Annotated in this window: 16 protein-coding genes and 3 pseudogenes; 6 read left to right on the top strand and 13 right to left on the bottom strand. The window is 74.9% G+C overall.

The genetic code is table 11. From position 1 onward, the window contains the following. The 5 genes and pseudogenes from ACY1JF_RS18285 to ACY1JF_RS18265 all read right to left on the bottom strand — a co-directional run. A pseudogene (locus ACY1JF_RS18285) lies at positions 1 to 578 on the bottom strand (hypothetical protein); the annotation flags it as partial. A 2-nt stretch (positions 579 to 580) separates the two neighbouring features. Then, positions 581 to 739 (bottom strand): DUF6760 family protein, encoded by a 159-nt coding sequence (locus tag ACY1JF_RS18280; RefSeq protein WP_215173255.1) that lies wholly within the window; start codon positions 737 to 739, stop codon positions 581 to 583. Continuing rightward, on the bottom strand, positions 736 to 1,242 hold the full coding sequence (locus ACY1JF_RS18275) for a hypothetical protein (RefSeq protein ID WP_462706202.1): 507 nt from the start codon (positions 1,240 to 1,242) through the stop codon (positions 736 to 738). The genes ACY1JF_RS18280 and ACY1JF_RS18275 overlap by 4 nt, the downstream gene beginning before the upstream one ends. Next, the gene (locus tag ACY1JF_RS18270) at positions 1,242 to 1,691 is read right to left on the bottom strand and encodes a phage tail protein (RefSeq protein WP_462706201.1); all 450 of its coding nucleotides are present in this window, start codon (positions 1,689 to 1,691) and stop codon (positions 1,242 to 1,244) included. The genes ACY1JF_RS18275 and ACY1JF_RS18270 overlap by 1 nt, the downstream gene beginning before the upstream one ends. A gap of 55 nt (positions 1,692 to 1,746) precedes the next feature. Beyond that, the gene (locus ACY1JF_RS18265; protein ID WP_462706200.1) at positions 1,747 to 3,342 is read right to left on the bottom strand and encodes a phage tail sheath subtilisin-like domain-containing protein; all 1,596 of its coding nucleotides are present in this window, start codon (positions 3,340 to 3,342) and stop codon (positions 1,747 to 1,749) included. Between the two features lie 305 nt (positions 3,343 to 3,647). Here ACY1JF_RS18265 and ACY1JF_RS18260 point away from each other — a divergent pair, with 305 nt between their 5' ends. The 3 genes from ACY1JF_RS18260 to ACY1JF_RS18250 all read left to right on the top strand — a co-directional run bounded on the left by ACY1JF_RS18260 (position 3,648) and on the right by ACY1JF_RS18250 (position 9,241). Then, a complete protein-coding gene (locus ACY1JF_RS18260; RefSeq protein ID WP_462706199.1) occupies positions 3,648 to 6,623 on the top strand; it encodes a coiled-coil domain-containing protein in 2,976 nt (991 codons plus the stop codon). 133 nt (positions 6,624 to 6,756) lie between these two features. Then, the gene (locus ACY1JF_RS18255) at positions 6,757 to 7,365 is read left to right on the top strand and encodes an eCIS core domain-containing protein (protein ID WP_462706198.1); all 609 of its coding nucleotides are present in this window, start codon (positions 6,757 to 6,759) and stop codon (positions 7,363 to 7,365) included. 430 nt (positions 7,366 to 7,795) lie between these two features. Further along, positions 7,796 to 9,241: an RICIN domain-containing protein gene (locus tag ACY1JF_RS18250; protein ID WP_462706197.1), complete on the top strand. Its 1,446-nt coding sequence runs from the start codon at positions 7,796 to 7,798 to the stop codon at positions 9,239 to 9,241. A 1-nt stretch (position 9,242) separates the two neighbouring features. Here the strand turns inward: ACY1JF_RS18250 and ACY1JF_RS18245 are convergent, their stop codons facing one another. The 3 genes from ACY1JF_RS18245 to ACY1JF_RS18235 form a co-directional block, all read right to left on the bottom strand. Next, positions 9,243 to 11,381, bottom strand: a complete 2,139-nt coding sequence (locus ACY1JF_RS18245; RefSeq protein ID WP_462706196.1) for an ATP-binding protein — start codon at positions 11,379 to 11,381, stop codon at positions 9,243 to 9,245. Beyond that, positions 11,378 to 12,085, bottom strand: coding sequence for a Pvc16 family protein (locus tag ACY1JF_RS18240; RefSeq protein WP_462706195.1), 708 nt, complete (start codon positions 12,083 to 12,085; stop codon positions 11,378 to 11,380). Before ACY1JF_RS18240 ends, ACY1JF_RS18245 begins: the two co-directional genes overlap by 4 nt. Positions 12,086 to 12,239: 154 nt before the next feature. Beyond that, the gene (locus ACY1JF_RS18235) at positions 12,240 to 12,905 is read right to left on the bottom strand and encodes a helix-turn-helix transcriptional regulator (RefSeq protein ID WP_462706194.1); all 666 of its coding nucleotides are present in this window, start codon (positions 12,903 to 12,905) and stop codon (positions 12,240 to 12,242) included. Between the two features lie 325 nt (positions 12,906 to 13,230). Here ACY1JF_RS18235 and ACY1JF_RS18230 point away from each other — a divergent pair, with 325 nt between their 5' ends. After that, on the top strand, positions 13,231 to 16,290 hold the full coding sequence (locus ACY1JF_RS18230) for a helix-turn-helix transcriptional regulator (protein WP_462706193.1): 3,060 nt from the start codon (positions 13,231 to 13,233) through the stop codon (positions 16,288 to 16,290). Positions 16,291 to 16,346: 56 nt separating this feature from the next. Here the strand turns inward: ACY1JF_RS18230 and ACY1JF_RS18225 are convergent. Beyond that, a pseudogene (locus tag ACY1JF_RS18225) lies at positions 16,347 to 16,556 on the bottom strand (oxidoreductase); the annotation flags it as partial. Positions 16,557 to 16,606: 50 nt separating this feature from the next. Beyond that, positions 16,607 to 17,767: an NAD(P)-binding protein gene (locus tag ACY1JF_RS18220; protein ID WP_462706192.1), complete on the bottom strand. Its 1,161-nt coding sequence runs from the start codon at positions 17,765 to 17,767 to the stop codon at positions 16,607 to 16,609. Positions 17,768 to 17,866: 99 nt separating this feature from the next. On the opposite strand from ACY1JF_RS18220, the gene ACY1JF_RS18215 reads away from it, so the two are divergent. Then, positions 17,867 to 18,625 (top strand): pentapeptide repeat-containing protein, encoded by a 759-nt coding sequence (locus tag ACY1JF_RS18215; RefSeq protein ID WP_462706191.1) that lies wholly within the window; start codon positions 17,867 to 17,869, stop codon positions 18,623 to 18,625. A gap of 14 nt (positions 18,626 to 18,639) precedes the next feature. Here the strand turns inward: ACY1JF_RS18215 and ACY1JF_RS18210 are convergent, their stop codons facing one another. The 3 genes and pseudogenes from ACY1JF_RS18210 to ACY1JF_RS18200 all read right to left on the bottom strand — a co-directional run. Continuing rightward, on the bottom strand, positions 18,640 to 19,137 hold the full coding sequence (locus ACY1JF_RS18210; protein WP_462706190.1) for a hypothetical protein: 498 nt from the start codon (positions 19,135 to 19,137) through the stop codon (positions 18,640 to 18,642). 178 nt (positions 19,138 to 19,315) lie between these two features. After that, positions 19,316 to 20,692, bottom strand: coding sequence for a M1 family metallopeptidase (locus ACY1JF_RS18205; RefSeq protein ID WP_462706209.1), 1,377 nt, complete (start codon positions 20,690 to 20,692; stop codon positions 19,316 to 19,318). An 82-nt stretch (positions 20,693 to 20,774) separates the two neighbouring features. Next, positions 20,775 to 20,876: pseudogene (locus ACY1JF_RS18200) on the bottom strand (MarR family transcriptional regulator); the annotation flags it as partial. Between the two features lie 325 nt (positions 20,877 to 21,201). On the opposite strand from ACY1JF_RS18200, the gene ACY1JF_RS18195 reads away from it, so the two are divergent. Then, positions 21,202 to 21,327: tectonin domain-containing protein (locus ACY1JF_RS18195; protein WP_462706208.1), on the top strand; the 126-nt coding region annotated here is incomplete at its 3' end.

Genomic DNA, 21,327 nt, shown 5'->3' with positions numbered 1-21,327 from the left:
GCCCCGCGCCGGGCCCGCGCGGCCGACGTGGCCGGCGCGGCCGGCACCGGCACTCCGGGCTCCCCGGCGGCGGCCGTCGGGTCCGTCGCCGGGAGGGCCCGCAGCGGTACCGCCGGCACGCGCTGCACCGCCGGGCCGCCCGCCGCGGCGATGACCTGGGGCAGGGCACGCGCAGGCCGTTCCAGACCGGTGACCGGGGTGCCCGCGCCGCCGACCGCCGTCGCGGGCGGCAGCACACGGTGCGGTGAGGTGTCCAGGACACCGACGGTGACGGGCTCCGCGAAGGAGGGGTTCTGCCAGGTCGGCAGGCGTCCGCCGAACCGGTTGTCGGCGACCCCGGGGGAAGAGGCCGCCGCGGACCGCTGGATCGGCGGCAGCGCCGACCACGCGGCCCGGACCACCGGCGCGGGGCCCGGCGCGGAGGCCGCGGCCGGGGCCGGGGCCGGGTCCGCCCCGGACACCGGCGCCGGGCCCGCCGCCGATGCCGCCACGGGTGCCGCGGCCGGTGCCGCCGCCGGTGTCGCGGTCGTGGCGGCGGGACGCTCGCCCCGGCTCCGCAAACGGTCCAGGAAGCCCACGTCTAGCCCTCCGCCTCGGCGCGCGTCACGAAGGACGCGATCTGTTCCGTGTACTGGCGGCGGTCATGGTGTTCCAGGTCCAGGATCGCCTCCAGGCTCCAGTGGAAGTGGTAGGCGACGTACGCGATCTCCTCCTGGAGCCGGTCGGTCGCGTACGTCACGATTCCCCCAGGCGGCTCCCGCCGAGTTCCACCTCGAAGGGCTCGGAGCAGTGCGGGCACTCCACCGCCGCCCGGGTGTGGCCCTCGGCGTTGATCTGGCGGTAGAAGTCCTGGAGGAACGCCAGGTCCGAGGCGAACATGCTCTCCACGATCCCGTCGTGCACCGACGGCAGCGTGCCCAGCCGGGTGATGACCCGGCCGAGCAGGACGACCGACAGGTACGCCGGGTTCTGCTGGACGCGTACGTCGCGCAGCGGCACGAGTTCGTCCCGTGCCGTCGACAGGCGCATCACACCCTCGCGGTGCACCGTGCCCTGGTCGTCCACGTAGCCGCGGGGCAGCTCGAAGGGGAACTCGGTGCGCAGCGTCTGCCGCGGTGCCACGTCCGCCGGCGGCGCGGCGGCGGGAGCCGCGGGCGTGGCCCCCGCCGCCGCGGACCGGTCGGCCGCGGGCGCCTCGGCAACCCTGCTCGCACTCGGCGCGCCGACAGCCGAACGCCGCATTACTCGACGACCAGTTCTTCGAACACGATGGTCACGGTCTCGGTGAGCGGATTGGTGTCACCCGCCTTCAGCGTGCCCATCACGATCTTGCTGCACCAGGCGTTGCGCAGGTTCCAGCGCCTGACCGGGTTGTCCTCGTAGTCCATCAGGATGATCGAGGCGTTCTTGCGGGCGGTGGCCATCCGGCCGTTCAGGGAGTCGTCGATCCACTGGGTGAACGCCGGCGACTGGCTGGCGCCGCGCTCGACCTGGACCTGCCCGTCCTTGGCCACGCCCGGCATCAGGGTGACGTTGTTCCGGCCGGTCACGCCCGCGTTCTGCTGGTACTTGATGACGTCCTGCTCGACCTGGAGGCCGCTGACCGAGTTGAGGTACTCGACCATCACACCGTCGATCTGGAGACCGAAATTCGGTGCTACGAGGACGTCTTCTTCTTTGGGAAGAGCCATGGGTTCGCTGTCCTTCTAGGAAAAGTGGGGGAGGGGCCGCGGGAGCGCGGTTCGCCTACTCCTCCAGCTCGCCGCTGCCGCTGGAGAACTGGGCCAGCCGGAAGATGACGAACTCGGCGGGCTTGACCGGCGCGATGCCGATCTCGCAGATGACCCGGCCGAGGTCGACGGACTCCGGAGGGTTGGTCTCCTCGTCGCACTTGACGTAGAAGGCCTGCTCGGGGCTCTGCCCGAAGAGGGCGCCGTTGCGCCACTCGTTGACCAGGAACGCCGAGACGTTGCGCCGGATGCGGGCCCAGAGGTTGTGGTCGTTCGGCTCGAAGACCACCCACTGGGTGCCGATCAGGATCGACTCCTCCAGGTAGTTGAAGTACCGGCGGATGTTCAGGTAGCGCCACGCCGGGTCGGAGGAGAGGGTGCGGGCGCCCCAGACGCGGATGCCGCGGCCCGGGAAGGAGCGGATGCAGTTGACGCCGATCGGGTTGAGCAGGTCCTGCTCGCCGCGGGTGATCTGCAGCTCCAGGTCGACGGCGCCGCGCACGACCTCGTTGGCGGGGGCCTTGTGCACACCGCGCTCGAAGTCGTTGCGGGCCCAGACGCCGGCCATGTGACCGCTCGGCGGGACCAGGCGGGCCTGGCCGGTGGCCGGGTCGAAGGACTTGATCCAGGGGTAGTACAGGGCGGCGTACTTGGAGTCGTAGCCGGCCGTCTCCTGGCGCCAGACGCGGACCTGGCGGGCGTTGAGTCCCGGCGGCGGGTCGATGATGGCGACGCGGTCGCCCATCAGCTCGGCGTGGGCGATCAGGCCGAGCTGGACGGCCTTGACGGCCTCCAGGTCGATGGCGCCGGCCTGGTAGGCGGCCATCAGGTCGGGCACCGCGACCATGGAGATCTCGTCGATCGCCTCCAGGCCGCCGAAGCCGGTGCGGTCGGAGCTGTCGCCGAGGTACTGGGCGGGGCCGGGCTGGGCGATCTCGTCCGGGGCCTGCTCGACGGGGGCGGCCGGGGCGGGCGGCGCGGCCAGGGTCACCGTCTGGTTCTCCGGGCGGGCCAGCTGCGCGGCCGGGGCGGCCTCGGTGACGGTGATGAGCTTGGAGCGCTCCTTCACCTGGGTGACGACGTAGGAGCGGTTGCCCTTCTTGGCGCTCACGTCGAACGTCTCGACCGGCTTGTCGCCGTCCTTGACGATCAGCTTGAAGCGCTCGGCGGGGCCCTCGCCCTCGGGGTCGGCGACCTCGACGGTGAGCGGGCCGTTCTGACCTGCCGTCGTCGCCGTCACGGCGAACGTGCCGAGCTGCTTGGGCTCGGCGGCGGGCAGCGCGGCCGGGGCGGCGGCGCCGTTCACGGCGGCGGGGGAGGCGGCGGTGCCCGCGCCGGCGCCCTCGGGAGAGCCGCCGACACGCACGACGTACGCGGCCGAACCGCCGTTGTTGAAGAAGCCGTAGACGGAGTGCGCGAGGTAGTAGCCGTCGGTGAAGTCACCGAAGGACGCGACGTACTGCGTCCAGTTGGTCACCAGCGTCGGCTCGTTGAGGGGCCCGGTGGGCGCGAGCCCGACAAAGGCCGCCACGGACGTGCCCACCCCCTCGATCGGGCGCGAGCCGCTGGCCACCTCCTCGACGTAGACGCCGGGCGACAGGTAGGACGGCATGCTCTGCTCTCCTCGGGGTACGAGACAGGACGCCCCTCAGCCTCACGCGCGCGTTGTCCCCGTCGAAACGGCCTCCGGTGCCAGGCCGGGGGCACCTCCGATGCCCTTGATCGTGCCCGTTGGGGCAGATTCCTCGTTTTTCTCTGGCGATCGACCGCCGTTTCTGTTTCAACGGCTCATGTTGAGTGCCAGTTCGCCAGGATGTCATCTCGTGGTCACGCCCCGGATCGGGGTACGCCGTCCCGCCGCACCGGGCGCGGTGCCGCGTGCTCCCGCATGGTGACGGACGTCAGGAGGGGCTGTCCGTGTCGGACCGCTTGCACGAACCGAACGCTCGCCGCACGGACCCGGCCGTCGCGGTACGGACCGGCCCGCGGGCGGTCCGGCCTCCGCTCGCCTCCTTGCAGGCCAGCGCCGGGAACAGGGCCGTCGCCACGGCGATCCAGCGCGCGACGGCCACGCACGAGGAGACCGCGGGCGCGAGCCGGACGCAGGCCGGGCCCTCGACAACGCGGGCTGTGGCGGCCGGTCCGGGGAGACCGGAGCGGGCCACGGGCGCCGTGGACCCGGTGGTCGCGGTGCCCGGGACCGGGCAGGCGCCGGCGGAGCGGCGGCAGGGCGACGCCGGGGCCCGGGACAAGGGCTCAGGGAACAAGGACTCAGGGGGCAGGGACTCCGGGGGCAGGGACTCAGGGAACGAGGACTCCCAGGACAGGGCGAAGAGGCTCAAGGCCGACGTCGCGGACGCGGCGCTGAAGCGGGCGGACGCCGAGGCCGTGGTGTGGGACCGGACCGTGGTGGCGGCGGAGGCGCGTGGCCGGGCGGCCGAGGCCGACGGCAGGGCCGCCACGTGGAGGAACGAGGCCGAGGAGGCGTGGCGGAAGCGGGAGCGGGCCGCCGACGAGGAACGTGAGTGGACGCGGAGGGCCGACGACGCCCGGGAGCGGCGCGAGGAGGCCGAACGCGACGTGTGGACACGGACCGGCGCCGAGGCCGACGCGGGCAGGCAGGCGGAGGAGGCGCGGCAGCGGGCCGAGGAGGCCAGGGCCGAGGTGGGGAGGTGCCGGGCGGCGGCCGAGGAGGCGGAGCGGGCGGCGGCCCAGGCCACGGCCGAAGCGGAGCGGCACCGGAAGGCGGCCGAGGAGGCGGAGCAGGCCGCGGCCGAAGCCAGGAAGAAGGCGGAGGCCTGCAGGGAACACGCCGACGGCTTGGCGGAGCAGGCCGAGCGGGCCGAGGCCGAGGTGAGGGAACGGGCGCAGGCCGAGGCCGAGGTGCGGAAGCAGGCGGAGCAGGCCGCGGAACAGGCGCTGGCCGAGGCGCGGGCCGCTGACGCGGCAGCGCGAAAAGCCCTGGGGCAGGCGGTCGGGGCCGAGGCCACGGCGGCGCAACGGACGGAGCGGGCCCGGACCGCGGACGAGGAGCGGGAGAAGGCCGACAGCACGGTGGAGAAGTGCGCCGAGGCCCTGTCGGACGCTCACCGCCGCTTCGAACGCGCCGATGCCGTGCTGCGGGAGCGGACCGAGCGACTGGCGGTCGCGACGCGGCGGCGCCAGGAGGCGGAAGGCGAGCTGGAGGCGCGGGCGCAGGCCGAGACCGAGGCACGCGGCAGGGCGGAGCGGGCCGCGGACGCGTGGCGGGAGCACGAGCAGACCCGGGCCGACGCGGAGCAGAGGGCGCGCACGGCCGGCGCGGAGGCGGAGGGCCATTGGCGGGCGGCCGGGGAGGCGCAGGAGCAGGCGGCGGCCGCGGCGCGGAGGCAGTTGGCGGAGGGAGACGCCGAGACCTCGGCACGGACGGCCCTGGCCACGGCGGAGAAGGAGGCGGCCGAAGCGGCCGAGCAGGCCGCGCGGTCACAGGAGGCCGCGCGGTCCGGCACCGGCAAGAAGGGCGTGCGGGAACGGGTCAGGCAACTCCCCGCCAAGGTCAAGGGGGTGCTCGACGTACCCGACACGCTGAACCTGCGCATCACCTCGCCGGTCGGAGGGGGTCTGCGGGCCGAAGCCACGCGGGACCACGACCTCGCGAAGCTGGCCGGGACCGCGCAACAGGGGCAGGTCGAGACGGGCCTGAACGCCGTGGCGACCGGCTTCAACCTCACGACGGACCTCCAGGGTCTGGCGGCCGGGCTCGAGAAGCACAAGGGAACGGGACCCGATTCCCACCAGGCCAGGAAGGACGTGAGGGGGAAGTCCGTCGGCGCGGCCACGAACGCCACCATGGGGGTCGGCGACGTGTCGAAGATCGTCGACAACGCGGTGAGGAACGCGGGCACCACCGGCGGACTGGCGGCCCTCGGGCACGTCTCCGGTGACGCCACCGTGGTGTTCTCCACGGTCATCGCCGCCCGTGACGGCAAGGCCATCGCGAACGCCGTCGACAAGCGCCGGAAGCTGGAGGCACGCCTGAAGGACGTGGAACCCACGCACGCGAGCCACCTCCAGGCGGTGCTTCACGGACTGGGCTCGGCCAGTGCGCGGCTCGCGCGGCACAGTGCCGGACCGGCGATCCCGCGGGAGGTCCCGAGCGAGGAGACGATCGCGGCCGTCGGCACGCTCAGGGCGGAGATCGACGACTACCGGAGCACGCTCCTGGCCCACCTCGCCTTCCTCAAGGACTACGCGGTGCGCAAACAGGACCGCAAGATCTTCAAGCGCGGGGCCAACCTGGGCGGCAACATGGTGCGCATCACAGGAGCCGCCCTGTCGATCGCGGCCCTCTCCGGGGCCACCCTCGGTGTCGCCCCGGCGGTCGTCGGGGGTCTGGGAGCGGGAGTCCTGGGCCTCATCGCCGCCTGGAAGGGCGGCAGGAAGGGCCGCAAGCGCGTCGAGGCGATGCGGCACCCCGAGAGGTGGGCACGCACCACCCTGGCGCCGGGCGAGACCGAGGACACCGAGGCCACCGCCCGGAGCACCGGGAACGACACGCAGGGCGCCGAGAACACCCAAGGCGCCGGCACCGCCCAGGACGCCTCGGCGGACGCCTCCGGTGACCTGCGGACGCGGGCCGCGGTCCTGGAGTTCCTGAAGGTGCTGAAATCCATCGAGCAGGGCGAGCGCCAGCTCATGGCGCAGGAGTTCTACGCGCTCGCGGCCGGGCCGGCCGTCCCGGCGGGCCGGCACGTGCCCGGTGACATCCGCGAGCTGACGCGCGGCATCCTCAGGGAACTCAAGTGCGGCCCCGACAAGCACAAGCAGACCGAGGAGGAGTGGGCGGCGTCGCTCAACGACCCCGACCTGCAGAAGGAGTGGGAGGGGTCGATCGCCAAACAGCTCGCCTCCTGAGCGGGCCGGCGCCGGCGCCGGCGAACCCTGCCCCCGCGACTGCCCTCGGGACCGTTGCGGCGGGGGGTGCCGCGGGGTAGATCTGACAGCAGCCCCACCTACGTGCCGAATACAGCATCCCTCAAGGAGTGTCGTGCGCGCACACGGAACACAGCCCGCCCGACAGGCCGGCGAGCAGAGCACGGCCGGCCGTCCGGGCGGCCCGGGCGGTACCGCCGGCCGGATGCTGGCCCTCCAGCGGCTGGCCGGGAACGCGGCGGTGTCCCGTGCCGTCCAGCGGTCCCGGCACGAGCACGGCCCCGGCTGCGGCCACGCGGACGCCGAGACGGAGGTACAGCGGCGGGTGTCCGAGTCGGCGCCCGGGTTCGAGGAGCCGCGGGTCTCGGTGGACGAGGCGATCAACACGCCCGCCAAGCCGCTGCCGTCGCACATCCAGCGGCGGGCGGAGGAGGTGTACGGGATGAGCTTCGGGCACGTCAAGGTGCACGACAACCCGGTGGCGGAGCGGTCCGCGGTGGGCCTCCGAGCAGCCGCCTACACCACCGGCAGCCACATCGTCGCCCAGCGCTCCGCCCTGGACGACAAGACGTTCTACCACGAGACCCACCACGTGTGGCAGCAGTCCCAGGGCGCGGTGGCCGGCACCGACAACGGGTTCGGGGAGTCCGTCTCCAGCCCGGACCACTCCGAGGAGATCGAGGCCGCGGAGGTCGGCGCCCGAATGGCCCGGGGCGAGATCTGACAAGCGTGACCTCCCGCCGCACACGCCGCGCACGGTGACGGTTCCCAGGCAGGACGCGGCCGGCGGCGGGCGACCCGGGCGGTACGAGGGCGCCGGCGCCGGCCGCCGGCGCTGACCGGGGCGGCCGGCGCCCCCGCGGCCCGCACCCGGCGGACGCGCGGATCGAGCCGGGCCGTGCGGTGTCCGCCGAGGGGACACCGGGGACACCGGGGACACCGGGGACACCGGGGCCGCCGGGGCCGCCGGGGCCGCCGGGGCCGCCGGGGACGCCGGGGCCGCGCGGACAGCCCCGGAAAGGACGGGCTCCGACGGGAGGCGGTCCGCCCCGCCGTGTGACCGGGACCGCCGTGCACCCCGGGGGGCCGCCGGGGCAGACGGGTCTGCCCGGTGGTCCCCTCCGTACGCCGGTACGACGCCGTACCGTCGTCGTGTGAGCCTCTGGACCTCCCTTGAGCCCGCTTCCGCCACCGTGGATCCCGGCAGCAGTACGCGTGTACGGCTGCGGGTGCGCAACACGGGTGACGTGGTCGACGAATACCGGTTCGAGCCGGTCGGAGACCTGGCGCCGTGGACGGTGATCGAGCCGCCGACGATGCGCCTGTACCCGGGGACGACGGGGACGGTCGAACTCACCTTCTCCCCGCCGCGCACGCCGGACGCGACGGCGGGCCCGAACCCGTACGGGGTGCGGATCACGCCGACGGAGCACCCGGACGCGGTGACGGTTCCCGAGGGGAACCTGACGATCACTCCGTTCACCGAGGTGCGGGCCGAGTTGGTGCCGACGACGGTGAAGGGCCGGTTCCGGGGCAAGCCGCGGCTGGCCGTGGACAACCTGGGCAACACGAAGGTGACGGCGTCGATCGCCGGCAGCGACCAGGGCGACCAGCTCTCCTACGACCTGCACCCGGCGAACGTGCAGATCGAGCCGGGGCGTGCCGCGTTCGTCAAGGGGACGCTGCGGCCGAAGCAGACCATCTGGTTCGGGTCGAAGGAGGAGCGGCCGTACGCGCTCACCCTCCAGCGCTCGGGCGTGGAGCCGTTGGAGGTTCCGGGCACGTTCGTCCAGCGGGGTTTCCTGCCGCGCTGGCTGGCGACCTTCCTGAGCGTCTTCCTGGCGCTGGCGATCGCGTTCGTGATGATCTGGATCGCCTACAAGCCCCAGGTGCGCACGGCCGCCACCGAGAAGGTGGACGAGGCCGGTGTGGCGCTGGCGCCCAGTCCGAGCGCGTCGCAGGAGCTGGCCGCGCCCAGTGCGGCGGCCGAGTCGCCCGCGGCGCAGGCCGAACAGCCGGGGGCCGGGGAGTCCCAGGACAGCGGCTCCGGCTCGGGCGGCGGCGACGGGGGCGGGGAGGCGTCGCCGTCCGCGACGGAGCAGACGGAGCAGAGCGTCGTGCCCGCGCAGAACATCATGCTGCACAACACCACCAGCGACATGTGCGCCGAACTCCCCGGGCGGGAGAAGGGCACGACCGACGGGCCCGTCCAGCAGGCCGAGTGCGCCGCGGGCGACCAGGACAACCAGATGTGGAACCTGGAAGTGCTGTACCCGAAGGACGGTCCCGGCGGGACGGATCTCTTCCAGATCCGCAACACCAAGGACCAGTACTGCATGGACCTGCCGAACCACGTGCCGGCCGCCGCCGGCACGCCGGTCACCGAGTTCACCTGCGACAGCCTCGACAAGACCGACAACCAGCTGTGGTGGGTCGACAGGCAGGAGAGCGGCGACTACTGGATCCGCAACGTCGCCAGCGACAACCTGTGCCTCGCCGTGGAGGGCACCGGCGGTGGCCTCTTCACCAAGCTGGACATCTCCGAGTGCACCAACATCGGCGACGAGGAGTGGAAGATCATCAACCCGTCGGCCGGGTGAGTCACCAGGCTCCCTCGCCGGGCACCAGGCGTCCCGCCTTGCGGTACTCGCGGCGGGCGCCTTCCAGCAGGTCGGCCGCCGTCACCGCGGAGCCGCGCCCGGCGGCGAGGTAGGCGGCGGTCACCACGGCGCTGCGGATCGAACCGCCCGCCAGCTCGAACTCCTTGGCCAGCGGCGCCACGTCGACGTTCTCGACGGTCGGTACGTGCTTCAGCCCGTGCCGCCACAGCGCCAGGCGCTGCTCGGGGTCCGGGAACGGGAAGTCGACGACCAGGTCGAGCCGGCGGGTGAACGCCTCGTCGATGTTGGCCCGCAGGTTGGTGGTGAGCAGCGCGATCCCGTTGAACGCCTCCAGGCGCTGGAGCAGGTAGGCGCTCTCCATGTTGGCGTACTTGTCGTGCGCGTCCTTGACCTCGCCGCGCTTGCCGAAGACGGCGTCCGCCTCGTCGAAGAGGAGCACCGCGTCGGTCCGGTCGGCCTCGGAGAAGATCCGCTCCAGGTTCTTCTCGGTCTCGCCGACGTACTTGTCCACGACCGAGGAGAGCTGGACGACGTAGAGGTCGAGGCCGAGGTCGGCCGCGACGACCTCCGCCGACAGGGTCTTGCCGGTGCCGGACTCGCCCGCGAACAGGCCGAGGACGCCCCGGCCGCGTCCGCCGCCCGCGCTGAGCCGCCAGTCGCCGAGGACCCGGTCGCGGTGGCGGGCGCGCAGCGCCAGTTCGCGCAGCTGGGTCAAGGGACCTTCGGGCAGCACCAGGTCCCCCCAGTCCACGTCCGGGCGGATGCGCCGGGCGTGCTGCTCCAGGCCCGAGGCGGACTGCTGGCGGGCGGCCAGGCGCAGATGGCCGGCGCCGACCGGGGTGCCGTCGAACGCGGCGAGCGCCCGCGCGGCCCGGGCGGCGCGCACCACGCGCTCCCCGCCGAGGTGGTACGGGGCGACGGTGGCCGCCAGGTCCAGGCCGGGGTCGGTGCCGCCGGCCGGGCCGAGCGCCGCCGACCAGGTGTCCACCGCCCCCGTGCGCCGGGCGGGCGCCTCCAGGACCAGCGGGTCCCGCTCGCACCACTGGGGGTCGTAGGGGCCCCGCGAGACGATCAGGACCGGTACGTCCGGGGCGGCGGTCAGTGCGCGTACCAGGGCCTCCGGTTTCTCCGGGAGCGCGGTGAGGACGATCGCCCGGCCGGTCAGCCGGGCCTCGCGCAGCAGGTCGGGGACGCGTTCCTCGGGGCCGGTGAAGTGCAGTGCCGCCACGCCCGCGGTGTGCAGCGCGGCCGTCACGCAGGCCAGGCCGTCGCCCTCGCGGTGCTCGCGGACGTAGGCGGTCAGCGGGGCGTCGGCGAGCAGCGCGGCCAGCCGGCGCACGAACACGGCGTCCGGTGCCTGGGCGCCGGCCCCGTCCCCCTCGTCGTCGTACGGCACGACGGGCGCCGCCAGGGCGCGGATGTGCCCGGCGAGCGCGGCGTCCGGGGTGTCGTCGCCCAGCAGGTGGGCCGCCAGCCGGTCGGGGACCCGCAGGGACCGGCTGAGGAAGGGGCGTTCGGGCTCCTCCACGACCAGCAGGCCGAGCGCGGTCAGCGGCGCCGAGGGGTGCAGGCGGGAGCGGGCCGCCGCGTCGTGCACCGCCAGTCCGCACAGCTCCAGGGCGAGGGCGACGGTGGCGCGGCGGCGGCTGACGTCGTCGTTGAGGTAGCCGTACAGCGGCTCGAAGGCGCGGTCCAGGTCCGGGGCGAGGGCGACGAGCAGGACGGCGGTGTCCACGTCGGTGAGCCCCAGCCGGGCGGCCAGCGCGTCCAGCGGGTCCAGCGGGTCGCCGGGCGCGGCCGGCGCGGCCGGCGGGGCCGCCGCCGGGCCCGGGCCGGGGCCGAGGCCGGCGGGGCGGTACAGCAGGTGCCGTACCGCGTCCTCGGAGAGGTACAGGCCGCGCAGCGGGTCGTCGGCGGTGGGGTCGGCCGCCGCGCGGTGCTCGACCAGCGTCGCCACCCGTTCCCGCAGCCGGGCGAGCCGGTCCAGCAGCGCGGACGGGGCAGCCGCCGGCGGGGCGGGGGAAGCCGGCGGGGCGGGAGAGGCAGATGAGGTGGGGGAGACCGGCGGGGTGGAGGAGGCCGGTGAGGCGGGGGAGACCGGCGGGGTGGGGGAGGTCATGACCGTTCGTCGTCCTGTTGCGGGGTGTTCCGGGTGCGCCGCGCGCGTTTGGCCATCGCGACCTGCCGCGGCCGGTGGGCCCGTTCGTCCGTGAGGCGCTCGGTGCGGTCGGCCCAGTCGGCCCCTCCGCCGTCGTAGGCACGGACCCGCACCGCCGCGCCCTCGGTGACCGGCGGCCCGGCGTCGTACTCGCGGAAGGCCGGGAAGGGGGCGGTGATCACGACGTCCAGGGACGGCTTCAGCTCACCGCCGAGCGCGGACCAGATCTCGGCCAGCGAACGGGCCTCCGTCTGGTGACCGGCCAGCACCACCTGGACCGTCAGGCCCAGCTCGCCCAGCGAACCGGGCAGCTCGCTGGGGAGGATCACCTCGCGCGGGATCAGCGTGGCCATCACCGCGGACAGCAGCCGGTGTTCGTCACGCGGCTGCTTGGTCCAGGCGGTGACCAGGTAGGCGAGCCGGAACCAGCGCACCGGCTGGCGGCGCTTGACCACCACGTCGTGCTCGTCGTGCACGGGGATCTGGCCGCGGTGGCGCCGGGAGAGCTCCTCCCGGATGTCGTACAGATAGGCGTTGATGCCCGGCCCGTTGCGCCGGGCCGCCCAGTCGCGGGTCGGGGCGTCGAAGGAGACGTCGATGCCGGAACCGGCCAACGTCCCGCTGCCGAGCAGGTTCTTGAGAACCTCGTCCACTTCGTGGATCACCGTCGTGCTCCTGCCTCGCCCGCTCGCTGTGCCGTTCCGTCGCCCGCCGCCGGACACGATGGTGCCCGGCGGCCCGTTCCCGCCGCACGCGCGACGGGGACGGACGCCGGGCAGCCGACGCTGCCCGGCGGTCCGCCTTCGATTGCCCGTTCGGTCAGATGTAGCCTTCCCTGAGGGCATAGGCCACGGCGTGCGCCCGGTTGCGCAGATGCAGGCGCGTGGTCAGGCCGTGCATCACGTTCTTGACTGTGCGTTCGGAGTAGGACAACTTGCTGGCGATCTCACCGGTGTCGAGTCCCTCGGCCACCAGCCTCAGCACGTCGACCTCGCGCGCCGCGAGGCCCAGGGGGGGAGAGCCGGCCCGGCCCGCCGCTCCCCGGTGCAGGGTGCCGACCTGGTTGATGAGCCGGCCGAGCAGATCCGAGGGCAGGTCGCCGTCGCCCCGGGAGGCGGCGAGCACCGCCTGCACGAGGCGGTGGTCGGTGGCCTCCCGGCGCCAGACGATGGCCCCGACGCCGCACTCGATGACGTCCAGCAGTTCGTTCTCGCGGATCGTGCCCACCACGAGCACGGCGCGGGCGCCCTCGCTGCGCACCAGCCGGCGCAGCCGGGTGAGCCCGGCGTCGTCGAGGGAGTCCTCGATCAGCAGGGCGACCGTGCCGGGACCGGTCTCCTCGCGCAGCTCTATCTCCGGGTGCCGGCGCAGCTGGCTGATCGCGCCCTCGCGGCTGATCGGGTCCGGAGCCGTGACCGACACGGGTGTCCTGCGCCCGGGGCCGGCCGCGCGGCCGGTGTCTGTGGTCCGGGGTGAGTTGAGCAACCGTTTCCCCCAAGTTCACGTGTCCGCACGTCCGGTGAGGGGCGGAGGCGGATGGGCGTACTCCACACTTCTGTGACTGCCGTGACGCACGCAATCGTGGAGGACCACGAGGTACACCACGAGATCAGCCCGAAAACCCTTGGAGCCGTTCCGGAAGGACCAACATCACCGCAGGTCAGCGGTGTTCGCGGTCGGCCGGCCGGTCTCCCGGCCGCCGGGCGCGCGCCGTGGTGAGCCTCGCCACAGCCGGGCGGTGGCCACGCAACCCCGTCCACCCCACCCCGTCCTACAGGCCGAGGCGCACCGTCCACCCCGGGAGGCAGCCATGATCCGACCGCTGCGCGAACGCGACGACGCGCACGCGCTGATCGCGGCCGAGACCGAGCGCGTCCGCGTCGGCACCGGCCGCCTCGTCCTGCTGCGCGGCGCCACCGGCACCGGCCGCACCGCGGCCCTGGAGGCCGCGGCCGAGCACGCCGAGGCCCGCGGACTGAAGGTGCTACGGGTGCACTGTTCCCCGCAGGACAGCGACGTACCCTTCTCGGCGGTCCGTGAATGCCTGAGCCACGTACCGGACTTCGCGGACCCGGTGCCCCGCGGCGACGACCGGGAGACCGCCGTCCGGCTGTGGCGGTGCCTGCGCGCGTACGCCGCCGACTCCCCGGTGATGGTCACCGTCGACGACGTCCACCTGGCCGACTCCGCCTCCCGGCGCTGGCTGGTCGAGGCGGCCCGCCGGGTCGTCCGTTTACCGATCCTGCTGGTCACCACCGAGCGCAGCCAGTACGACGTGGTACCGGGCCCGCCCGGGCTCACCCATGCCCTGCCCCCCTCCCTGGTCAGGGTCCACACCCTCGCCCCGCTCGGCGACCGCGCCGCCGCGGAGCTGTCACGTGCCGCGTTCCCCGCGGCGGACCCCGGCTGGACGGCGCAGTGCGTGCGCGCCGCCGCGGGCAGCCCGCTGCTGCTGCACGCCCTCCTGGACGACCTGGGCGCCACGGTGCCGGGGGACGGCGGTACGGCGTCCGGGGACGGTGCCACGGTGCCGGGAGGCGGTGCCACGGTGTCCGGGACCGGCGTCACGGCACCCGGGGAGGTGCCGTCGGCCGGTCCGCAGGGGGCACCGACAGGGGAGGTGCCGTCAGGTGGGGCGCCGTCGACGGGGATGCCGCCGACGGGAACGCCGTCGGCGGAGGACCCGTCGGCGGAGGTGCCGCCCGGGGGCGGTCCGCTCGGCGTGCCCGCACGGCAGGTGCCGCAGCCCGTGCCGGACAGCTGCGCCGCGCTGTACCCGGGCGCCTACCCGGCCGCCGTCTCCTGGTGGCTGGAGAACGCCGGCACGGCCACCGCCGAGGTGGCCCGGGCGCTGGCCACCCTGGAACAGGCGTGGACGACGGAGACCACCGAGGACCCCGCGGGCCTGCTCGCCGAGGCGACCGGCACCGACCCGGCCCGGGTCGCCGGCTGGCTCACCGCGATGACCCGGCTCGGCCTGCTCCGCCCCGACCCCGCCGGACGCCCCCGCTACGCCCACCCCCTGCTGCGCGACGCCGTGCTCACCGGCTGGCCCACCGCGCGCCGGGAGCGGGCCCACCGGGTGGCGGCGGAGGCGATGCTGCGCCGCGGCGGCCGGGTCGAGGCGGTCGCCCGGCACCTGGTGCGCACCCCGGCCGTCGGCCTGCCCTGGGCGCTGCGCGTGCTGCGGGACGCGGTGACCGTCGCGGTCGACGAGTCCCGGCCCGAGGACGCCGTCGCCTATCTGCGCCGGGCCCTCCAGGAGCCGCTGCCCGACGGCCTCAGACAGCGGATGCTGACCGAGCTGGGCTCCCTGGAGTACGCCGCGGCCGACGCCCCCGCGGCCATCGCCCGCCTCGGCGAGGCCCTGCACCTGCCCGCCGCCCCCCACGACCGGGCCGGCACCGCCATCGCCCTGGCCACCGCCCTGGCCGGCCGCGGCGAGACCGCTACCGCCATGGGGGTGCTGCGCCGCACCGAGGACCACCTCACCGGGCACCCGGACCTGGTCCGTACCGTGCGGACCGCCTCCGTGCTGCTGTCCGACCACGACCACGACCACGCCCGGCGCCAGGAGGCGTACCACCGGCTGAGCGAGTCCGCCGCCCGCTCCCCGAAGACGGCCGGTGCCGCCGGGCGGGCCCTGCTCGTCCGGTTCGAGGCGACGGCCGGGCGGATCTCCGCCGACGAGGCGATGAAGCGGGTGCGGGCACTGCTCGCGGAACCCGTCGACCCGCTCTCCGAACCGTTCCTGCTGGGCACCGCCGCCGCGGTCGCCCAGTGGGCCGACGAACTCGACGAGGCCGAACGGCTGGTGGAGCGCGGGCTGGCCGGGCAGCGGGTGTCCCTGCTGCACCCGATGCGGCACGCCCTGCTCGACACCCGCGCCGACATCGCCGCCGCCCGCGGCGACCACGCGGTGCTGCTCGCCCGCCTCGCCGACACCACCGCCCGGCGCACCCCGTGGGCCCGCGGCACCCCCTCCAACGCCGACGCGCACGCGCTGCTGGCCCTCGTGCACACCGGCCGCCTGGAGGAGGCGCGGCGCTTCGCCGACGGCTTCGACCCGGGGCAGGACCTCGACTCCTGGGAGCTGAACCGGTTCCTGTACGCGCGCGGCGCGCTGCGGGCCGCCACCGGCGACCACGCGGGTGCCCTCCACGACTTCCTGGAGTGCGGACGCCGCCAGTCGGACCGCGAGGTGCTCAGCCCCGTCGTCACCCCGTGGCGCACGGCGGTCGCCGAGTGCCGGCTGGCCCTGGGCCGCACCCGGGAGGCGCTGGACCTCGCGACGGAGGAACTGCGCCTGGCCCGGGTGTGGGACACGCCCCGCACGGTGGGCCGGGCGCTGCGGGTGCTGGGCACCGCGACCGGCGGACGGCGCGGCCTGGAACTGACCGAGGAGGCGGTACGGGTCCTGCGGGACGCGCCGGTCGACACCGGCGCGGAGCTGGTCGAGGCGCTGCTCGCCCGGGGCCGTCAGCTCCTCGACGCCGGCGAACGCGTCCGCGCCCGCGCCCTGCTGCGGGAGGCCGCCGAACGCGCCGAGGACAAGGGCGCCCTGCGCCTGCGCGCCCTGGCCTGGGCGGCCCTGCGCGAGGGCGGCGCCCGCCGGACCGGCACCGACCGCACCGGCAGCGACGCCCTGACCGGCAGCGAACGCCGGATAGCGGAACTGGCGGCGGACGGCCGGACCAACGCGGAGATAGCCGACCTGCTCCACCTGGCCCGCCGCACCGTGGAGACCCACCTCACCAGCGCCTACCGCAAGCTGCGGATACGCCGCCGGGTGGAACTGCGCGCGGTGCTCGAACCCCAGGGCCAGGGACAGGGCCAGGGACAGGTCCAGGTCCAGGGCCGACGGGACTGAACCCGCCGGCGGACACCAACCGCCGTACGCCCGCCCGCCCGTACGCCCGTCGGTCCGCCCGCGACCTCGCGGCCGGGCACGGTGGGCAGCTCGGGCGGCGCGGGCGCCGGGCCCCGCAGACCCTCGCGCAGGGCGGTGTCCAGCAGGTGGACGCCCGCGGCGCGGACGGCGATCCTGACCTGGCCCGGACCCGGCTCGGGGTCCGGGACCCGTTCGTGGGTGAGGTTTCCGGCCGGGCCGAAGGCGTGCGGACGGATGGCGTGCATGGGGTCCCCTCGATGCGGTGCGAAGCCGTGTCGTGCCCCGGCCAACGGCCTCAAGCGTGCTTGAGGTCAAGTCCCCGCGGCCCGAGCGCCAGCGACACCGCCGTCAGCGCGCTGTTGAAGGACACCTCCGACAGCACGCCCGGGGCCGCCACCTGGTCGCCGGCCAGGTAGACCCCGTCGCCCCGGTCGACGCCGGGCCGGTCCCGCCAGGTGCTGCCGGGCGGGTCGACCGCGCCGGTCCGGCCCCGCGCCACGGCCTCGCGCCGCCAGGTGACCCGCTCCCGCCACCCCGGGAACCCCAGGTCGAGCAGTTCCTCGGCCCGCGCGGCCCCGGCAGCCCTCGACTCGTCCGGCGCGATCGGGAACTGCCCCTGGATCAGCTGCTCGCCCGCCGGTGCCAGCGTCCGGTCCTGGGCGGTGAACCGCTCGATCCACCCCGGCGTGTCCAGGTCGGACACCGCGAACGCGTCCCCGCGCCGCGTCCGTACGGCGACGTCGACCAGGACGGTGCGCCCGCTCGGCCAGGTCAGCGCGGCGTCCCCGAGCAGCCGGCGGGCGGCGTCGAGGGAGGTGGCGACGATGACCGCGTGGTCCTCGGGGAGGGCGTCGACGCGGGAGCCGGTCTCGATCCGCACCCCGAGGTCCCAGGCGCGGGCGGCCATCCGGTCGATCAGCGCGGACCAGCCGCCGCGCGGGTAGTGCGCCTCGGGCGGCAGCTTGGCGGCCCGCCGCAGCCGTTCCCGTACGAAGGCGGCGGACAGCGAGCCGGGGTCGTGGTGGAAGAGCGCGACCGCGCAGTAGTGGGCGGCGGCCCGCGCCCCGTCCTCCCCGACGACACCGCCGGCCCAGGTCAGGAAGTCCACGTCGACGGGGGCCCGGCCCGCGCCCCGCCGCGCCAGCCTCAGCAGCGCGAGCGGCGGGGTACGGCGCAGCGCGCCCCGGTGCCGGAAGCGGAGCCGGGTCCCCTCCAGCGGGGGGAGGGGCGCGAGCGGGCCGATGAGGTCGCGCTCGCGCAGCCAGGTCCAGTGCGGGCCGCCGTTGTAGAGGGCGTGCGGGCCCTCGTTGGTCCGGTACGGTCCCTCGGCGGTCCGGGCCCGGCCGCCGAGGGTGCGATGGGCCTCGTGCACGGTGACCCGGGCGCCGGCCTCGGCGGCGGCGACGGCCGCGGTCAGTCCGGCGAATCCGCCGCCGACGACGGTGATGCGGTGCATGGGGATCCTCCCTTCCCTCCTGCTCACTCTGCCCCTACGACGGCCGGGGCGCCCGGGATGTGACAAGGCGCTGTCAGTGGTGGCGGGCAGGATGGGGGCATGGCGAGGCGATCGGCGGGCGGCACGGGTCCGGGGACGAGCACGGGTCCGGGGACGAGGGCGGGGGCGGGCACGGGGGCGGGGGTGAAGGCGGCGCGGCGGCCGGGGACACGGCTGCCGCCGCTGGTGGAGTACGACGGCGGGGGACTGGAGCCGGACGGGGACTACGACGGACTGGACGTGCGGGACGCCGACCTCGCCGGGCAGGACGGCGCGGGCGCCCGCTTCATGGACTGCGCCCTGACCGGCTGCGCGCTGGACGGGACGTCGCTGACCGGTGCCCGGCTGCTGGACTCGGTCCTCACCGGCGTACGCGGTGTCGGCACCGACCTCTCCGGGGCCACCCTGCGCGACGTCGAGCTGCGCGACGCCCGGCTCGGCGGGACGCAGCTGCACGGGGCGGTGCTGGAGCGGGTGCTGGTCCGCGGCGGCAAGATCGACTTCCTGAACCTGCGCCGGGCACGGCTCAAGGACGTCGTCTTCGAGGGCTGTGTGCTGGTCGAGCCCGACTTCGGCGGTGCCCGCCTCGAGCGGGTCGAGTTCGTGGACTGCGCGCTGCGGGAGGCCGACTTCGGCGCCGCCGTCCTCGTCGACGTCGATCTGCGCGGGGCCGAGCCGCTGGAGATCGCCCGGGGCGTGGACCGGCTCTCCGGCGCGGTGATCAGCCCCGCCCAGCTGCTGGACCTGGCGCCGGTGCTGGCGGCGGAACTGGGGGTGCGGGTGGTGGCGCAGGGGCGTGCGGGGGACCGGCGGCCCTGAGCACCAGGCAGGCCCTAGACACGGGGAAACCGTGCCTGAAGCGTCCAGAGGGCCGGGTTCTCCGCCAGGTCCTCGTGCATGTCGGTCAGGTCGGCGATCAGGTCGTGCAGGAAGTCCCGGGCCTCCCGGCGCAGTTCGGCGTGGGAGAAGGAGAGCGGGGGTTCGCTCGCCGGCAGCCACTCCGCCTCGATGTCGACCCAGCCGAACCGGCGTTCGAACAGCAGTCGGTCGGTGGACTCGGTGAAGTCCAGCTCCGCCCGCTGCGGCCGGGCCGCCCGGGAGCCCGCCGGGTCCCGGTCGAGCCGCTCCACGATGTCGCACAGCGCCCAGGCGAAGTCCAGCACCGGCACCCATCCCCAGGCCGTGGAGATCTCCCGGTCGGCCTTGGTGTCGGCGAGGTACACGTCCCCGCTGAACAGGTCGTGCCGCAGCGCGCGCACGTCCGCCCGCCGGTAGTCGGTCTGCGGCGGGTCGGGGAAGCGGTGGGAGAGGGCGTAGCCGATGTCGAGCACGTCCCGATGGTGTCATGGCACACCCCCGGCGCCGTCACCCCTGGCGCCGTCACGCACGGCGGCGTCACCCCCGGCGGCGTCACCCCCCCCGACGCCGTCACGCACGACGCCGTCACGCACGACGCCGTCACGCACGGCGGCGTCACCCCCGGCGCCGTCACGCACGCGCCGCAGCCGGTCACGGCCGCTCCGGCTTGCCGTCCCCGTGCAGCCACTCCTCCCAGACCTCCGTGAAGTCCTCGTCCGGCAGCCGCTGCTCCACGTACGCCGTGAAGTCGGCGGTGTCCGCGTTGCCGTGCCGGTGCGCCGCCGCCCAGCCGCGCAGCAGGGCGCGGAAGGCGGTGTCGCCGGCCCGCTGCCGGATCTTGTGCAGGACCATCGCGCCGCGCTGGTAGACCGGCGCGGCCGAGAGGTGCGCCGCGTCCGGCGGATCGGCGGGCGGGAACGCCCAGACGGCGGCGTCGGCACCGTCGCCCGCGAAGTAGCGGCCGGCGTACAGCGCGTCGAAGATCTCCTGCGCCGTGGCGCCGCCGTGGTCCTCCTGCCACAGCCACTCCGCGTACGTCGCGAAGCCCTCGTTGAGCCACATGTCCCGCCAGGTCCTCGGGGTGACGGAGTCGCCGTACCACTGGTGGGCGAGTTCGTGGACGAGCAGGACGAGGTCGGGGGCGCCGGGGAAGACGGGCCGGTTCTGGGTCTCCAGCGCGTAGCCGACGTCGGCCGGGCGGTCGACGATCGCGCCGGCCGAGGAGAACGGGTACGGGCCGAAGAGGTCGCCGGCCCAGTCGAGCACCTCGGGGATCCGCGCGAGCACGTCCTCGCTCGCCGCCGCCTGCGTCGGGTCGACGGCCGTGAACACCGGCAGTCCCTCCGCGGTGCGGGAGCGGCCGACGCGCCACTCGCCGACGGCGACCGTGGCCAGGTAGCTCGCCATCGGCTCGGTGGTCCGCCAGGTGTAGGTGGTCCGCCCGTCCGCGGTCCGCTCGCCGGCCGGTTCGCCGTTGGAGACGGCGCGCAGCCCCTCGGGCACGGTCACCGCGATGTCGTAGGCCGCCTTGTCGGAGGGGTGATGGTTGCCCGGGAACCACGCCATCGACCCCACGGGCTGGCCCAGCGCCAGCGCGCCGTCGGCGGTGCGCAGCCAGCCCTCCTTCGAACCGTCGGGATCGGTGACCGTCTCCGGCTCGCCGTCGTAGCGCACGGTCACCCGGAAGGTGTCGCCGTCGTCCAGTTCCCGGGGCGGCCGGACGGTCAGCTCCTGTCCGGCGCGCTGGAAGCGGGCGTCCTGGCCGTCGACCCGGACCGTGCCGACCCGCAGTCCTTCGAGGTCCAGGTCGAACGCCGACAGGTCCGCGGTCGCCCGCGCGGTGACCGTCGCCGTACCGGTGAGGCGGCGGTCGTCGGGGTCGTAGGCGAGGTCGAGGCGGTAGTGGGTGACGTCGTAGCCGCCGTTGCCCGCCTTGGGGAAGTACGGGTCGCGCACACCGCTGCCGCCGGGCCTGCCGTGCACCCCGCCGCACGCGGTGAGCGCGGTGAGGGAGAGGACGGCGGCCATGACGAGGGGGCGGGAGCGGGGTGTGCGCACGTCGTGAGCCTATGGGGAGCGGGCGGGTGGACGGCTCGCGGGAATCGGCCGGTCAGGGGGTGCCGACGGGCCTGGTGTGCAGCACCTCGCGGCCCTGCTCGGCGGCACGGGTGATGCTCTCGCCGACGAAGTCGAGGAAGCGGGCGATGTTCTCGTGCTCCGGTCGGTGGCCGACGTGGTCCTGGTCGGCGCGGTCGCCCGGATCCGAGCGGTGCCGTGACGCGTCTCCCGCATGGCACGGCGACGGAGCCCCGGCGTCAACGGGGTGGCCGTGAGTAACCCACACCAGGGACCTCTGTTCAGGTCACCCTCCGGCGTACCCCTGGGGCGTACAGCCCCGGCCCGGACACACGACGGGCCCGATAAACACGACTTCTCAGACAAAAACAAGAACGCGTCCCACGTTCCCCCGATTGCTGAACCGTTCCGTCACGGGAGCGTCTCCGTGGAGCGATTCCCGACGGAAAGGAGCCGGCGACATGGCCGACTGGAAGCAGATCAGCGGTGCGCTCGTCCGGATCTCGGCCGGGTCGAGGACCAACGTGTGGGGGGTCAACTCGGCCGGGAACATCTACCGCTACACGAACAACGACGCCAGTCCGTGG

The organism is Streptomyces sp. SYSU D01066-1, assembly GCF_054956795.1.
This window is presented reverse-complemented; position numbering and strand designations above follow the sequence as displayed.

Excerpts from the sequence above, each read along its gene's own strand:
- ACY1JF_RS18230 (WP_462706193.1), top strand. The coding sequence starts at position 13,231 with ATGATCCGACCGCTGCGCGAACGCGACGACGCGCACGCGCTGATCGCG.
- ACY1JF_RS18205 (WP_462706209.1), bottom strand. The coding sequence starts at position 20,692 with ATGGCCGCCGTCCTCTCCCTCACCGCGCTCACCGCGTGCGGCGGGGTG.
- ACY1JF_RS18245 (WP_462706196.1), bottom strand. The coding sequence starts at position 11,381 with ATGACCTCCCCCACCCCGCCGGTCTCCCCCGCCTCACCGGCCTCCTCC.
- ACY1JF_RS18215 (WP_462706191.1), top strand. The coding sequence starts at position 17,867 with ATGGCGAGGCGATCGGCGGGCGGCACGGGTCCGGGGACGAGCACGGGT.
- ACY1JF_RS18275 (WP_462706202.1), bottom strand. The coding sequence starts at position 1,242 with ATGCGGCGTTCGGCTGTCGGCGCGCCGAGTGCGAGCAGGGTTGCCGAG.
- ACY1JF_RS18270 (WP_462706201.1), bottom strand. The coding sequence starts at position 1,691 with ATGGCTCTTCCCAAAGAAGAAGACGTCCTCGTAGCACCGAATTTCGGT.
- ACY1JF_RS18220 (WP_462706192.1), bottom strand. The coding sequence starts at position 17,767 with ATGCACCGCATCACCGTCGTCGGCGGCGGATTCGCCGGACTGACCGCG.
- ACY1JF_RS18265 (WP_462706200.1), bottom strand. The coding sequence starts at position 3,342 with ATGCCGTCCTACCTGTCGCCCGGCGTCTACGTCGAGGAGGTGGCCAGC.